General features: G+C 72.3%; 8 protein-coding genes and 1 pseudogene. 2 read left to right on the top strand and 7 right to left on the bottom strand.

The window, feature by feature from the left end; genetic code table 11:
- Positions 1 to 91: 91 nt before the first annotated feature.
- Positions 92 to 1,696: a carboxylesterase family protein gene (locus AB0N14_RS16050; RefSeq protein WP_366026262.1), complete on the top strand. Its 1,605-nt coding sequence runs from the start codon at positions 92 to 94 to the stop codon at positions 1,694 to 1,696.
- Positions 1,697 to 1,789: 93 nt separating this feature from the next.
- On the opposite strand, the gene mmuM is transcribed toward AB0N14_RS16050, so the two are convergent.
- The 4 genes from mmuM to AB0N14_RS16030 all read right to left on the bottom strand — a co-directional run bounded on the left by mmuM (position 1,790) and on the right by AB0N14_RS16030 (position 11,173).
- The gene (gene mmuM, locus AB0N14_RS16045) at positions 1,790 to 2,719 is read right to left on the bottom strand and encodes a homocysteine S-methyltransferase (protein ID WP_366026261.1); all 930 of its coding nucleotides are present in this window, start codon (positions 2,717 to 2,719) and stop codon (positions 1,790 to 1,792) included.
- 80 nt (positions 2,720 to 2,799) lie between these two features.
- Positions 2,800 to 5,331: a SpoIIE family protein phosphatase gene (locus AB0N14_RS16040; protein ID WP_366026260.1), complete on the bottom strand. Its 2,532-nt coding sequence runs from the start codon at positions 5,329 to 5,331 to the stop codon at positions 2,800 to 2,802.
- Between the two features lie 221 nt (positions 5,332 to 5,552).
- Positions 5,553 to 9,830 carry a HAMP domain-containing protein gene (locus tag AB0N14_RS16035; protein ID WP_366026259.1) on the bottom strand — a complete coding sequence of 1,426 codons (4,278 nt, stop codon included), beginning with the start codon at positions 9,828 to 9,830 and terminating at the stop codon, positions 5,553 to 5,555.
- Between the two features lie 515 nt (positions 9,831 to 10,345).
- Complete coding sequence (locus tag AB0N14_RS16030) at positions 10,346 to 11,173, bottom strand: oxidoreductase (protein ID WP_366026258.1); 828 nt, start codon at positions 11,171 to 11,173, stop codon at positions 10,346 to 10,348.
- Positions 11,174 to 11,269: 96 nt separating this feature from the next.
- On the opposite strand from AB0N14_RS16030, the gene AB0N14_RS16025 reads away from it, so the two are divergent.
- Positions 11,270 to 12,193 carry a LysR substrate-binding domain-containing protein gene (locus AB0N14_RS16025; RefSeq protein ID WP_366026257.1) on the top strand — a complete coding sequence of 308 codons (924 nt, stop codon included), beginning with the start codon at positions 11,270 to 11,272 and terminating at the stop codon, positions 12,191 to 12,193.
- A gap of 97 nt (positions 12,194 to 12,290) precedes the next feature.
- Here the strand turns inward: AB0N14_RS16025 and AB0N14_RS16020 are convergent, their stop codons facing one another.
- The 3 genes and pseudogenes from AB0N14_RS16020 to AB0N14_RS16010 form a co-directional block, all read right to left on the bottom strand.
- Positions 12,291 to 12,818: a DUF1062 domain-containing protein gene (locus tag AB0N14_RS16020; protein ID WP_366026256.1), complete on the bottom strand. Its 528-nt coding sequence runs from the start codon at positions 12,816 to 12,818 to the stop codon at positions 12,291 to 12,293.
- Between the two features lie 212 nt (positions 12,819 to 13,030).
- Positions 13,031 to 13,170: pseudogene (locus AB0N14_RS16015) on the bottom strand (IS5/IS1182 family transposase); the annotation flags it as partial.
- A gap of 126 nt (positions 13,171 to 13,296) precedes the next feature.
- A complete protein-coding gene (locus AB0N14_RS16010; protein ID WP_366026255.1) occupies positions 13,297 to 13,833 on the bottom strand; it encodes a GNAT family protein in 537 nt (178 codons plus the stop codon).
- Between the last annotated feature and the right edge of the window lie 15 nt (positions 13,834 to 13,848).

Here is a 13,848-nt window from a genome sequence, read left to right as displayed (position 1 = left end):
GGTGAGTTGCGGTGGAAGACACCGGATGCGCGGTGTCGCGAACGGGGGAAGTCATCTGATGTGGGCAGCCCCCGCGGTGAGGAGAGGCCGGATGGACCCTGTGGACGACGTGACCCTGAGCCCGGCGCACCCTGCGGACCCCGTGGTCCGCACCCCCTACGGGGCTGTGCGCGGCCGGTACGAGCACGGGGTCGCCGTCTTCCGCGGCATCCCGTACGCCGCCGCGCCCTTCGGCCCCCACCGCTTCCGCCCGCCGGTGCCGCCCCAGCCGTGGGACGGGGTGCGCGACGCGGGCGCGTTCGGGCCGACGCCGCCGAAACCGCCGTACTCGGAGGCCTTCGCCCGCTATCTGTCCGACCCGGTGGTCGCCGGGGACGACTGCCTGAACCTCAACGTGTGGACGCCGGAGCCGGTTGCCGGGGCCCGGCTGCCGGTGATGGTGTGGATCCACGGCGGCGCCCTGACCCGGGGCTCGTCGGCCGTGCCCGTGTACGACGGCAGCGCCTTCGCCCGTGACGGCGTGGTCTTCGTCTCCTTCAACTACCGCCTGGGAGTCGAGGGTTACGGCCTCTTCCCGGACGCTCCGCCCAACCCCGGGCTGCGCGACCAACTCGCCGCGCTGGAGTGGGTGCAGGAGGCCGTCGCGGAGTTCGGCGGCGACCCGGACCGGGTGACCGTCTTCGGCGAGTCGGCGGGCGCGATCAGCATCGGCGCGCTGCTGGCGAGCCCCCGCGCCCGGGGGCTGTTCGGGCGGGCGGTGCTGCAGAGCGGGCCGCCGGAGGCCACCGAACGGGAGAAGGTACGGCGCCTGGTGCGGCGCATGGCGGTGAGGCTGAAGGTGACGGCGACGGCGACGGCGTTCGCCGCGGTGGACCGTACGGTGCTGGCCGAGGCGCAGGCGGAGATGGGCCGCCGGGCGAGCCCGATCCTCGGCGGCCCCGCCTTCGGGATCGTCGTGGACGGCGACCTGGTACCGCGCGACCCGCTGGAGGCCCTGCTGGACGGCGCCGCCCGCGACGTACCCCTGCTGATGGGCTGGACCAGCGAGGAGTACCGCCTCTGGCTGGCCCCCACCGGCCTGGCCGAACGCATCGACCGCCTGGGCCCGGTCGCCGTGGCCGGCGCGATGGCCCGCTGCCACTGCGGCCCCGAGGTCCCGCGCGGCTACCGCACCGCCCACCCGGACGCGCCCGTCTCCGACGTGGTGGGCCAGATGGTGACGGACCACCTGCTCCGCCACCCCCTGCACCGCGTGGCCGACGCCCGCGCCGGCCACGCGCCCACGTACGTCTACGAGTTCGCCTGGCGCTCCAACGTTCCCGGCCTGGGCGCCTGCCACGCCCTGGAGCTGGGCTTCGTCTTCGACAGCGCGGAGGTCCCGGAGTCGGCGAAACTGGCGGGGCCGAACGCCCCGCGCGCCCTGGCCCGCGAGATGCACGGGGCATGGGTGCGTTTCGCGACGGACGGCGACCCGGGCTGGCCGGCGTGGGACGCCAGGCACCCGGTGCGGATCTTCGGCGGGGACGGGGAGCCGCTGGCGTACGGCCCCCGCGACACGGAGATGGCACTGTGGGAGGCGGCCCGCATCCGCCCGGAGCCGCCCCTCGCACAGGGAGACGGGGCGGCACGGCGGGGCGCGGTGCCGCAATCGGTGGTACGGCGACTGCGGCGTCCGGGCGGGGCGGGGCGGCAGTGACGGTTCAACGGGGTCGATGGACCGAGGCGTCGGTCACGTCGGTCAACGGGGCCACAGACCGATGTCTTGTTCACGCGGGTCTTTCACGCGGGTTCATGCCCTGGCCCCCAACGCCCCCGCGATCCGCCCGATCCCCTCCGGTCCCACCCGACAGCAGCCCCCGATCAGCCGCGCCCCGGCCTCGCGCCAACCGGTCACCTCCGACGTCCTGAACGTCGAGCGGCCGTCCCAGGCTCGGGCCTCGGCGTCCCAGGACTCGCCGCTGTTGGGATAGACCACCACCGGCTTGCCGGTGACCCGTGCCGGCGTCGCGATCGCGCCGTCCACGTCCTCGGGCGCGCAGCAGTTCACGCCCACCGCGATCACCTCGTCCGCCTCGGCTGCCAGGGCGAACGCCTCCTGAAGGGGCTGGCCCGCGCGCGTGCGGTCGCCGGAGACGCTGTACGACAGCCAGGCGGGGACGCCCAGGCCGCGCACGGCCCGCAGGAGTGCGGCGGCCTCGTCCGTGTCCGGGATCGTCTCCAGCGCCAGGACGTCCGGGCCGGCCGCCGCGAGCACCTCCAGGCGCGGGCGGTGGAAGGCCTCCAGCTCGGCGACCGTGAGGCCGTAGCGGCCCCGGTACTCGGAGCCGTCCGCGAGCATCGCCCCGTACGGGCCGACGGACGCCGCCACCCACAGCGGACGCGTGACGCCCTTCTCCCGTGCCTGTGCTGCCGCCTCGCGGGCCAGTCCGACGCTGAGGGAGAGGAGCGCGGCCGCTCGGTCGCGGTCGATGCCGCGCTTCGCGAAGCCCTCGAACGTCGCCTGGTAGCTGGACGTGATCGCCACGTCCGCGCCCGCCTCGTAGTACGCGAGGTGCGCCTCCGTGATCGCCTGCGGCCGCTCCGCGAGCAGCCGTGCCGACCACAGCTCGTCGCTCAGGTCGTGCCCGGCCGACTCGAGCTGGTTCGACATGCCGCCGTCCAGGACGAGGGTTCCGGCGGCCAGCGCCTCGGCGAGGGTGGGAGTGGTGTTGCTGGTCATGTCATGACGCTAGTCGAAGGGCGGGTGGGCCCCCGGGGCCGTCCGGCACGCGGGCATCCCGGGTCTCCGTCGTACACCCGTCAGGCAACGCGGATGCCCACGATGCAGGTGTCGTCGTCCGTGTCCGACTTGCTGTAGGTGAGCAGGCGGTCCAGCTGCTGGTCCAGTGTGGGGGACACCGTGCGCGCGGCCGTCAGCAGCTGCGCCAGCGACTCCTCCACGGAACGGTCACGGCGTTCGATCAGCCCGTCCGTGTACATCAGCAGGGTGTCGTCGACGGCCAGCTGGACCTCGTGCTCCTCGTACGTCGCCTCGGGCACGGCGCCCAGCAGCAGCCCCTTCACCAGGGGCAGCGGCGCGGCCTCGGCGCCCCGCACCAGGACCGGCGGGAGATGGCCCGCCCTGGCCCACCGCAGGGTGTGGCGAGCCGGGTCGTACAGGCCGCAGACCGCCGTGGCGGTGACCGCGCCGGTCAGATGGTGGGCCACCATGTTGAGCCAGGACAGCAACTGGCCGGGGCCGGCGCCCGTCACGGCGAGCCCCCGCAGCGCGTTGCGCAGCACGACCATGCTGGTGGCCGCCTCTATGCCGTGTCCGGCCACGTCGCCCACGCACAGCAGCACCAGCTCGGACGGCAGCACGACCGCGTCGTACCAGTCGCCGCCGACCAGCTGTTCCGTCTCCGCGGGCCGGTAGCGTACGGCCACCTGCAGGCCGGGAGCCTCCAGCGGCGCCTGCGCCGGGGGCATGATGGCGTGCTGGAGCTGGAGGGTGAGCCGGTTGCGTTCGCTCGCCTGCTGCTCGGTGTGGGCGAGCTGGTCACGAGTGGCGGCGAGCGCGACCTCCGTCCAGTGGTGGGCGGAGATGTCCTGGTAGGCGCCGCGGACGACGAACGGCCGGCCGTCGGAGTCGAGCACCGGCTCGGCCACCACGCGGATGTGGCGCGTCACGCCGTCGGGGCGCTGCAGACGGAAGGCCGTGGACGCGGGACGCCGGTGGTGGAGCAGGGTGCGCAGGAACCTGCCGATGGCGACGGCGTCGTCGGGATGGGCGTGCGCGGGCAGGTCCTCCAGCGACGCCGGGGCGCTCGAGGTGGGTTTGCCGTAGAGGCTGTACAGCTGCCCGTTCCAGGTGATCTCGCCGGTGAGCAGGTTCTCCTCGAAGCCGCCGATCCGGCCGAGGCGCTGGGCGTGCTGGAGCAGGCTCGCCAGGCGTGCCGTCTCGTCCTCGACGCGCCAGATGAGCAGGACGTTGCCGACGTGCCTGGTGATGTTGATGTCGGCGACCGCCGCCAGCGGGACGTCGTCCACCAGGGCGGTGAGCCTCATCCGGTGGGCGCGGAACGGCTCCCCGGTGGCGTATACGCGCTCGATCCGGTCGAACAGCTCGCTCTCGCCGGCGGCCAGCGGGTACGCCTCCAGCAGCAGGGCACCGTTGACGACGCCGCGCGGCCGGCCGGCGGGGTCGAGGAAGCGGCTGTTCACGTGCTGGATGCGGAAGTCGACGAGCTCCCCGCTGCCGTCCAGGTGCGGCACGAGCACCAGGGCGGGGTCGTGGAGCCCGTCGGCCAGGTCCATCAGCTCGGCGACGTGCGGCAGGACCCCGGGCATCGGGACGCCGTCGGGGTACTGGAGGGCGTAGGTCTCCAGGGTGTGGGCGCACAGTTCGGCCAGGGCCTTGACCTGACGGACGATCTGCGGTGGCTGCGGTCCCAGCGGCGCGGGCCAGACGATCTCCAGCACTCCGTGGATCCGCCCGCCGGTGCCGGCGGGAACGGCGACCCTGCCGCCGTCCGGGTAGAGGTGCTGGCCGATGGAGGGCAGGCCCGTCTCGGACAGGGAGCCGATCCAGTGCCCCGCGCGCTCGGCCAGACCGCGGCGCGCCACGGTGGCCACGCCCGGGGGCACATACCGCCAGCGGCCCGCCTCCGCCGATGAGAACCCCGCACTGCCCGCCAGGCTGAGGGAACCGTCCGACCCCACGGCCCAGATGGCCACGGCCACCGCGCCGAGCGGCGTGAGGGCGTGCTCCAGCAGGGAGTCGGCGACGGCCTGGGTGTCGTGGGCGGCCAGCGCACCGCTCTCGGCGGCGCGCAGCCGTACGACGGAGGACCGGTTCGCAGGCGGACCACCCGCCTCGTCGGAGGCCGCCGAGTCCGCGGAGTCCGTCGTGATCGCGAGGAAGGCGGCGGCCACCTCGGAGAGCCGGTCACGGGAGGCCTGGTTGATGACCTCGACGGCGAATTCGAGCGGGGTCACACCCGCCTGTTTGGCCAGCTCGGCGAGTTGCCTGGCGGCCTGCGCCGGCCCGCATCCCAGCCGCTCGACCAGGATGCCCTTGGCCAGTTCGATCAGGGCACGCCCGTCCGCCTCCGCCTGCGCCGCCCGCACCTCGCGACGCAGCCGCTCCACGGTCGCGGCGAGCCTGCCGACGGGCGACGTCTGCCCGCGCCCGTCCTCGTCGGCGGCCTCGGCCTCGCCCGGGTGACCGCCGACCGGAACGGGGCCGGCCAGGGCCTCGGCCTCGGCCACGGCCCCGGTGCCAGCCGCCGTCGGACCGAGCGGCTGGGCGGCGGCCGGCGCCGGATCGAGCGGCTCGGCGGCTGCTGCCATCCGGCCAGGTGGCTCGGCAGCAGCCGGGCTCCCGCTCCGCGGCTCAGCGGCGGCCGGCCCTCCGCCCCGCGGCTCGGTGGCGGCCTGTTCACCGGCCGGAGCGCGTACGCCCTCCGGCTCGGGCGGTTGCTGGGGATTGCTCACGGTTGGCCTGTTCCTCGGCTGGGACGGCGCCGGTGGGCGCCCGGTCGGCTGGTGCGCACGGCGGGTGCGTCCCTTCCTCAGACGGGCAGCCAGCGTCGGACGCGGGCGATGAGGTCGTTGGTGTCGACGGGTTTGGTCACGTAGTCGTTCGCGCCGGACGCGAGGCTCTTCTCCTGGTCGCCCGGCATCGCCTTCGCGGTGACCGCGATGATCGGCAGGTCCGCGTACTGCGGCATGGTGCGGATCTCGGCGGTGGCGGCGTACCCGTCCATCTCCGGCATCATCACGTCCATCAGAACCAGCGCGACGTCCGGGTGGGCGAGCAGCATCTCGATGCCCTTGCGGCCGTTGTCCGCGTGCAGGACCTGGAAGCCGTGGAGTTCGAGGATGCCGCTGAGCGCGAAGAGGTTGCGCGCGTCGTCGTCCACCACGAGCACCTTGCGACCGAGGAAGGTGTCGTCCACGGGCTGCCCGGCCGCGTACTGGGGTTCCTCGGAGCGGACCAGCGACAGTACGTCTCCGGGTTCCTCGGCGGACAGGTGCAGCGTGATGCGTTCACGCAGTTCGTCCAGGCTGGACAGGAAGTCCAGCGGCCGGCCCCCCGCACGGGACCGCAAGGACTGCTCCTGGGCCAGGTCCACGCGGTGCCCCGTGTGGACGAGCACCGGCACACTGGCCAGCGCGGAGTCGCCCTGCATGGCGTCCAGGAAGCGCGCGCCCTCGGCGTCCGGCCTACCGAGTTCGAGAACGACACAGTGGCAGGGTTCCGCGGCCAGCGCGCTCGCCGCATCCTGCGCCCCCGCGGCGGTGATGATGTCGATCGCCCCGCGCGGATCGCCGGCGTCCTGCGCGATGTCCGCGACCGCGCTCTCCGCGACGAGGGTGAGCAGACCGCGCGGGCGCTCCTCGACGATCAGCAGGCGGCGTCTGCGCTGCCCGGGCGCCTGCTTCGGGCCGGCGGCCGCGAGCGGCGCCGGCACCGCCTCGGAGGGAACCGTCTCCTGCGGCTTCTGCTCCGCCCGCCGGCCGCCGCCGTCCGCCAGTTCCTCGAAGTCGGCGCGTGCGACGGGCAGATAGAGCGTGAACGTGCTGCCCTGACCGGGCGTGCTGTCGACCGTGACGGCGCCGCCGAGCAGATGGGCGATCTCCCGTGTGATCGACAGGCCGAGGCCGGTGCCGCCGTACTTGCGGCTCGTCGTCCCGTCCGCCTGCTGGAACGCCCCGAAGATCGTCTCCAGTTGCTGCCGGGGAATGCCGATGCCGGTGTCCTTCACCCGGAAGGCCACGACGGGACCACCGCGGTGGACGCCCGCGGGCACCTCCCGGTCGGCGGCGGGTTCGATGCGCAGCTCGACACTTCCCTGCTCGGTGAACTTGACCGCGTTCGACAGCAGGTTGCGCAGGATCTGGCGCAGCCTGGAGTCGTCGGTGAGCAGGTCGGCGGGTGTGCCCGGCGCGGTGGCCACCGTGAAGTCCAGGCTCTTCTGCGTCGTCATCGGCCGGAACGTCGCCTCGACGTACTCCAGCAGCTTCCGCAGCGGGACGCGTTCGGGAGCGACGTCCATCTTGCCGGCCTCGACCTTCGACAGATCGAGGATGTCGTTGATCAGCTGGAGCAGGTCCGAGCCCGCCGAGTGGATGATGCCCGCGTACTCGACCTGCTTGGGGGTGAGGTTGCGGGACGGGTTCTGTGCGAGCAGCTGGGCGAGGATCAGCAGGCTGTTCAGCGGGGTGCGCAGCTCGTGGCTCATGTTCGCCAGGAACTCCGACTTGTACTTGGAGGCCAGCGCCAGCTCCTGGGCGCGGGTCTCCAGTTCCTGCCGTGCCTGCTCGATCTGAAGGTTCTTGGCCTCGATGTCGCGGTTCTGCGAGGCCAGCAGGGACGCCTTCTCCTCCAGTTCGGCGTTGGAGCGCTGCAGTTCCTCCTGCTGGACCTGCAACTCCTCGGACCGTGACTGGAGCTCGGCGGTCAGCCGTTGGGACTCCTCGAGGAGCTCGTCGGTGCGGGCGTTGGCCACGATGGTGTTGAGGTTGACACCGATGGTCGGCATCAGCTGTGCCAGGAAGTCCTGGTGGATCTGGGTGAACCGGGTGACGGAGGCCAGCTCGATGACGCCGAGGACCTGGTCCTCGACCACGACGGGCAGTACCACCAGGGCGCTCGGCACCGCCTGCCCGAGCCCCGAGGAGATGGTCACATAGCCCGGCGGCAGGTCCTCCACGCTGATGGGGCGGCGGCCCCGCGCCGCCTGTCCGACCAGCGAGCGGCCGAAGGGGATGCGGGCGGTCCGCTCCTCGTCGTCGGGATAGCCGTACGAGCCCACCAGCCGCAGTTCGGGGCCGCGCTCGGTGTCCTCCGCCAGGTAGAAGGCGCCGTACTGGGCCGAGACCAGCGGGGTCAGCTCGTCCATGATCAGCTCGGCGACGACGGGCAGTTCCCGGTGGCCCTGCATCAGGCCGGAGATCCGGGCCAGGTTGGTCTTCAGCCAGTCCTGCTCCTGGTTGGCCCGCGTGGTCTCGCGCAGGGACTCGACCATGGTGTTGATGTTGTCCTTGAGCTCGGCGACCTCGCCCGACGCCTCCACGGTGATCGAGCGGGTCAGGTCGCCCTCGGCGACGGCGCTCGCGACCTCGGCGATCGCGCGGACCTGCCGGGTCAGGTTCCCGGCCAGTTCGTTGACGTTCTCCGTCAGCCGCTTCCAGGTGCCCTCGACGCCCTCCACCTCGGCCTGGCCGCCGAGCCGGCCCTCGCTGCCGACCTCGCGGGCGACACGGGTGACCTCCGCGGCGAACGAGGACAGCTGGTCGACCATCGTGTTGATGGTGGTCTTGAGCTCCAGGATCTCGCCCCGGGCGTCGACGTCGATCTTCTTCGACAGGTCGCCGCCCGCCACCGCCGTCGTCACCAGGGCGATGTTGCGCACCTGGCCGGTGAGGTTGTTGGCCATCGAGTTGACGTTGTCCGTCAGGTCCTTCCACGTGCCCGCCACGTTCGGCACGTTCGCCTGACCCCCGAGACGTCCCTCCGTGCCGACCTCGCGGGCGACGCGGGTGACCTCGTCGGCGAACGCGGACAGCGTGTCGACCATCGTGTTGATGACGTCCGCCAGGGCCGCGACCTCGCCCTTGGCCTCGACCGTGATCTTCTGCGACAGGTCGCCGCGCGCCACGGCCGTGGCGACCTGGGCGATCGAGCGGACCTGACCCGTCAGGTTGGACGCCATCACGTTGACGTTGTCCGTCAGGTCCTTCCAGGTGCCCGATACACCCCGGACGATGGCCTGGCCGCCCAGGTTGCCCTCGGTGCCGACCTCGCGGGCGACGCGGGTGACCTCGTCGGCGAAGGCGGAGAGCTGGTCGACCATCGTGTTGATGGTGTTCTTCAGTTCGAGGATCTCGCCGCGGGCGTCGACGGTGATCTTCTGGGAGAGGTCGCCCTGGGCGACCGCGGTGGCCACCTGGGCGACGTTGCGGACCTGCGCGGTGAGGTTGCCCGCCATGAAGTTGACGGAGTCGGTCAGGTCACGCCAGGTGCCCTTCACACCCTTGACGTCCGCCTGGCCGCCCAGCCGGCCATCGGTGCCCACTTCGCGGGCGACGCGGGTGACCTCGTCGGCGAAGGCGGAGAGCTGGTCGACCATCGTGTTGATGGTGTTCTTCAGTTCGAGGATCTCGCCGCGGGCGTCGACGGTGATCTTCTGGGAGAGGTCGCCCTGGGCGACCGCGGTCGTCACCTGGGCGATGTTGCGGACCTGGGAGGTGAGGTTGCCCGCCATGAAGTTGACGGAGTCGGTCAGGTCACGCCACACACCGGCGACGCCGGGCACCTGGGCCTGACCGCCGAGCCGGCCCTCGCTGCCGACCTCGCGCGCGACGCGGGTGACCTCGTCGGCGAACGACGACAGCTGGTCGACCATCGTGTTGACGGTCTCCTTGAGCTGCAGGATCTCGCCGCGCGCGGGCACGTCGACCTTCTGCGACAGATCGCCCTTGGCCACCGCGGTCGCCACCTGGGCGATGTCACGGACCTGCGTGGTGAGGTTGCCCGCCATGGCGTTGACCGAGTCGGTCAGGTCGGCCCAGGTGCCCGAGACCCCCGGCACCTCCGCCTGACCGCCCAGCGTGCCCTCGGTGCCCACCTCGCGCGCCACGCGCGTCACTTCCGAGGTGAACACGGACAACTGGTCCACCATGCCGTTGAAGACGGTGGCGATGTCGCCGAGCAGACCCTCCCCGTCGGACGGCAGCCGTGTGCCGAAGTCGCCGTCCCGAACGGCGGTCAGTCCGGCCAGAAGCCGCCGCAGCTCCCGCTCACCCGGGCCCCGATCCACAACCTCGGTCGTCTTGCTGGTCATGCGCACCTCGTTCCGCTCCCCAAGAGTCCTCGCGCCGAGGACTCGGAACCGTGCCGGGCCTCGCCCATCGCCCCGCATTTCCGCAGTTCACGGATCTGCCGGGATGAGAAAATCCGTCGCAGGTTAACTCAGTCGGCCTGCGGCGAACAAAGCGTCGCGGAAACATCTCAGCTCGCCGAAAAAAGGCCCGCGAGGCAGGCATGTGCAAGCCGGTCCGGGGTACTCAATCAAGTTTTCACACCGGTGGCCGACAGGGCGACCGAAGGCCTTGTATGTCCAGTAGGTGAACAGATCGCCCACCATGCGGATGCCGGCTTACGATCCAGCCCTTCCCGCCCCCTCCGTGCGCCCCCGCACGGGCCGTCCCCCGTCACCCGAAAGCGTCACGACTGCCACCAGCACCACCGAGGCGACCGACCCGGAGCGCGCCCCCGCCGCGCCGGGCCGCCGCCGAGGAGGCCCGGCGGCCGGCGCCGCAACCGGGGTTCCCGCCTGGCCCGTCGGCCTGGGCGGCGTCAGTCGTCGAACGCCGTCGCCCGCGTCACCTTCTCCCAGGCCATGATCTCCGCCCGCACCTGGTCCAGGTGCCCGAGCACCGCGTCCACTCCGTCGTTGCCCAGCGGCAGCCGAAGGGGCGTCTCCTCGGCCTCCAGGGCGGCGAGGATCGCGGCGGCGGCCTTCGCCGGGTCGCCCGGTTGCTGCTCGTCGCCCCCGGCCACCATCGCCCGGGTCGCGCCGACCGTCGCCGCGTAGTCCTCGATCCGTGTGCTCGCCCCGGCGTTGCCCATCAGGCTGGTGCGGAAGGCGCCCGGCTCCACGATCAGCACCTTGATGCCGAGCGGCCGCACCTCGGGCGCGAGGGCCTCCGACAGCCCCTCCAGGGCGAACTTCGTGGCGCTGTACGCCGAGAAGCCGGGCGCCGACATCTGCCCGCCCATGCTGCTCATCTGCACGATGGCCCCCGAGCGGCGGGCCCGCATGGACGGCAGTGCGGCCCGCACCAGGGCGGCCGGCCCGAAGAAGTGCACGTCGAACAGCGAGCGCAGTTCGGCTTCGGTCGTCTCCTCGACCGCGCCGACGTGGGTGCGGCCCGCGTTGTTGACGAGGACGTCGATCCGCCCGTGCCGCTCGACCACGTCCCGTACCACCGTCTCCGCGGCGGCGGTGTCCGTGACGTCGAGGGCCACCGCCTCCACCTGGTCGGGGTGCGCCGCGACCAGGTCCGCCAGCGCCTCGGTGCGGCGGGCGGAGGCGACCACCACGTCCCCGGCGCCGACCGCCGCATCGGTGATCGCCCGGCCCAGTCCGCTGCTCGCACCGGTCACCAGCCATACCTTGTTCATCGTCAGCTCCTGACGTGCGTTCCTCAACTCCTGCCGCTCACAAGGCTGTCGCCAAACCGTTGGCCCGTCCAAGACCCGCCGTGACAGCCGTTGGTAATGGACGTGCACGGGCGGGATCTGCGGTACTTCGTCGCCGTCGCCGAGGAACTGCACTTCACGCGGGCCGCCGAGCGGCTGTACGTGTCCCAGCCCGCGCTCAGCAAGCAGATCCGGGCGCTGGAGCGGCAGTTGGGTGCACCGCTGTTCGTGCGGGAACCGCGGGGCGTACGGCTGACCCCGGCGGGCGAGGCGCTGCTGCCGCACGCCCGCCGGGTGCTGGCCGCGTGGGACGAGGCCGCGGGCGCGGTCGAGCGCGCCAAGACCGAGCAGGCGGCGACCCTGGTCGTCGGGATGAGCACCAGCCCCGCCCGCGGCGGACTGCTCCCGGCGATCCGCTCCCGGTTCACGCAGGCGCACCCGGCGGCCACGGTCCGGCTGCGGCAGATCGGCTGGGAGGACCCGACCGCCGGGCTGGCGGACGGCTCGGTCGACGTGGCGTTCGTCTGGCTGCCGGTTCCGGACCAGGACCGGTACGTCCACGTGGTGGTCGCCGAGGAGCCGCGGCTGGTCGCCCTGCCCGAGACGCATCCGCTGGCCGCCCGGGAGACGGTGCACTTCGCCGATCTGCTCGACGAGCCGTTCCTGGCGCTCCCGCCCGCCGCCGGGGCGCTGCGCGACCACTGGCTCGCCCTGGACGCCCGCGGCGGCCGGCCGCCGCGCATCGGCGCCGAGATCGCCGGGACGGACGAGACGTACGAGGCGCTGGTGGACGGCCGCGGCGTCTGCCTGGTGGCGGCCGGCAACGCTCCCCTGATCAGCCTCGGCGGGGTGGTCACCCGACCCGTCGACGGGCTGTCGCCCAGCCGCCTGGCCCTGGCCCGCCGCGCCGGCGACCGACGGCCACTGGTACGGGACTACGTGCGAGCGGCACGCGAAGTAGCCCGGGCGGCACGCTCAGGAGGCAGCGCCCAGGTCGCCTGACCCCCCGGCGGCTCGACCCGAAAGCCGAGATGTCGGAAGACTACCGGGGGCCTGTCCGGCGGATCTTGCCGGACAGGCCCCCGGTCCCGAGGAGGGCTCAGCGCTTGAGCGTGAAGGTGAAGTCGCCGGAGAGCTTGCTGCTCAGCCGGACCGCCGAGACGAGTCTCCCCTCCGTGATCAGCCTCTCGACCTCGGCCCGCGGAAGACCGCAACCTTCAGCGACCAGTCGCACCGGCCGGACAGGGATCCGTGCCGCGAAGCGGACCGAGACGTCGATCACCTCGCGGTCCAGGTGATCCGATCCGCCGGTGTCGAGGCGCCAGGCGTCGTCCCAGTCCAGGGCGATGCGATTACGGCGCCGCACGACCGGATCCTGGAGCAGCTCAGCCGCCAGGCCAGGGTCGTTGTCATGCAGCCGGTCCAGAAGCGCAGGTCGTACGGAGCGCACATTCATCCGCTCCAGGACCGTGAGCTTCGCAGTTTCCCCGCAAGCGGTACAGAGCACGAGGAGCCAGGCGTCGAGGAGCTTGTGGTTCGCGTTGACGCGGAATTTGCCGTTCGCCTGGAAGCGCTCGGACGCGCACGCGTGGCAGCGGCGGAGTACGAGCGGCAGGCAGGTGGGCATGACCACCCAGTTTGTGAGCACAGAAGTACACCGGTTTCAGTGAGAAGTCCGCAGCAAAAAGAAGCGCGGCGCACATGCGCGACGCGCGACCAATCAGCGCTCGGGAGGTCTCACACGGTGTACAACGGCACGTCCTTGCCTAGACGTCTTGGCTCAGCAGCACGGTAATGGCGCACAGCGGCGGCGTTCCACTGGTTTTCGAGCGCTTTGCTGCCCCGGCGCTCGCGGCTGGCCCGCTGGTCCTTCGGCTCGGGGATGGTCTGCTGTGGCGTCTGCGCAGGTAGCGGCGGTTGCGGCGGGAGCTGTACGCCGTGTCGCCGCCGAGGTGATCGGGGCGGGTGCGAGGATGCCCGCAGCCCAGGCGGGCGTCGCGGCTCCGGAAGCGGACCCGCCGATCACCCCGCGGTGGCTCTTCCAACACCCGCCCCGCCGACCCGCCTTGGGCAAATGCGGCTTCAGCCGGGCCACTCGTCGTTCGTCACGAGTCCGGCTTCCAGTCCTGGGCAAGGAGCCCGAGCAGCACCTCGTTCAGGAACTCGCCCATCACCCAGGCCGAGGAGCGCAGCACGCCCTCGCGGACGAAGCCGTTGCGCTCGGCGGAGCGCAGCATCGCGGCGTTGTCCGACAGCGTCTCTATCTGCAGCCGGTGCAGGCCGCGCACGACGAAACCGTAGTGGCACAGCACCGCGACCACGTCGGTGCCGTAGCCCTTGCCGCGGCAGGACGGCAGCAGTCCGAGGCCGATGTGCGCGGACCGGTTGTGGGTGTCGATGCCCCACAGCGTCGCGGTGCCGACCAGCGTGCCGCCGTCCAGCTCCACCACCGAGAACGGGACGAGCCTCTGCTCCTTGTCGTCCACCACGAGCCGCGGATCCTTCGAGCCGGGCGTGATCGGCCGCCACGGCCCGCCTTCGGCCCGCGAGGAGTTGACCACGTCGTCGTAGAGCTCGGCCCGCAGGACCGGGATGTCGTCCTCGTGCCGGGCCCTCAGCCCGACCTTGTCGCCCTTCAGCATGAAGGCTTCCTATCC

It is taken from the genome of Streptomyces sp. NPDC051104, from assembly GCF_040682835.1.
GTDB classification, from domain to species: Bacteria; Actinomycetota; Actinomycetes; order Streptomycetales; family Streptomycetaceae; genus Streptomyces; species Streptomyces cynarae.
This window is presented reverse-complemented; position numbering and strand designations above follow the sequence as displayed.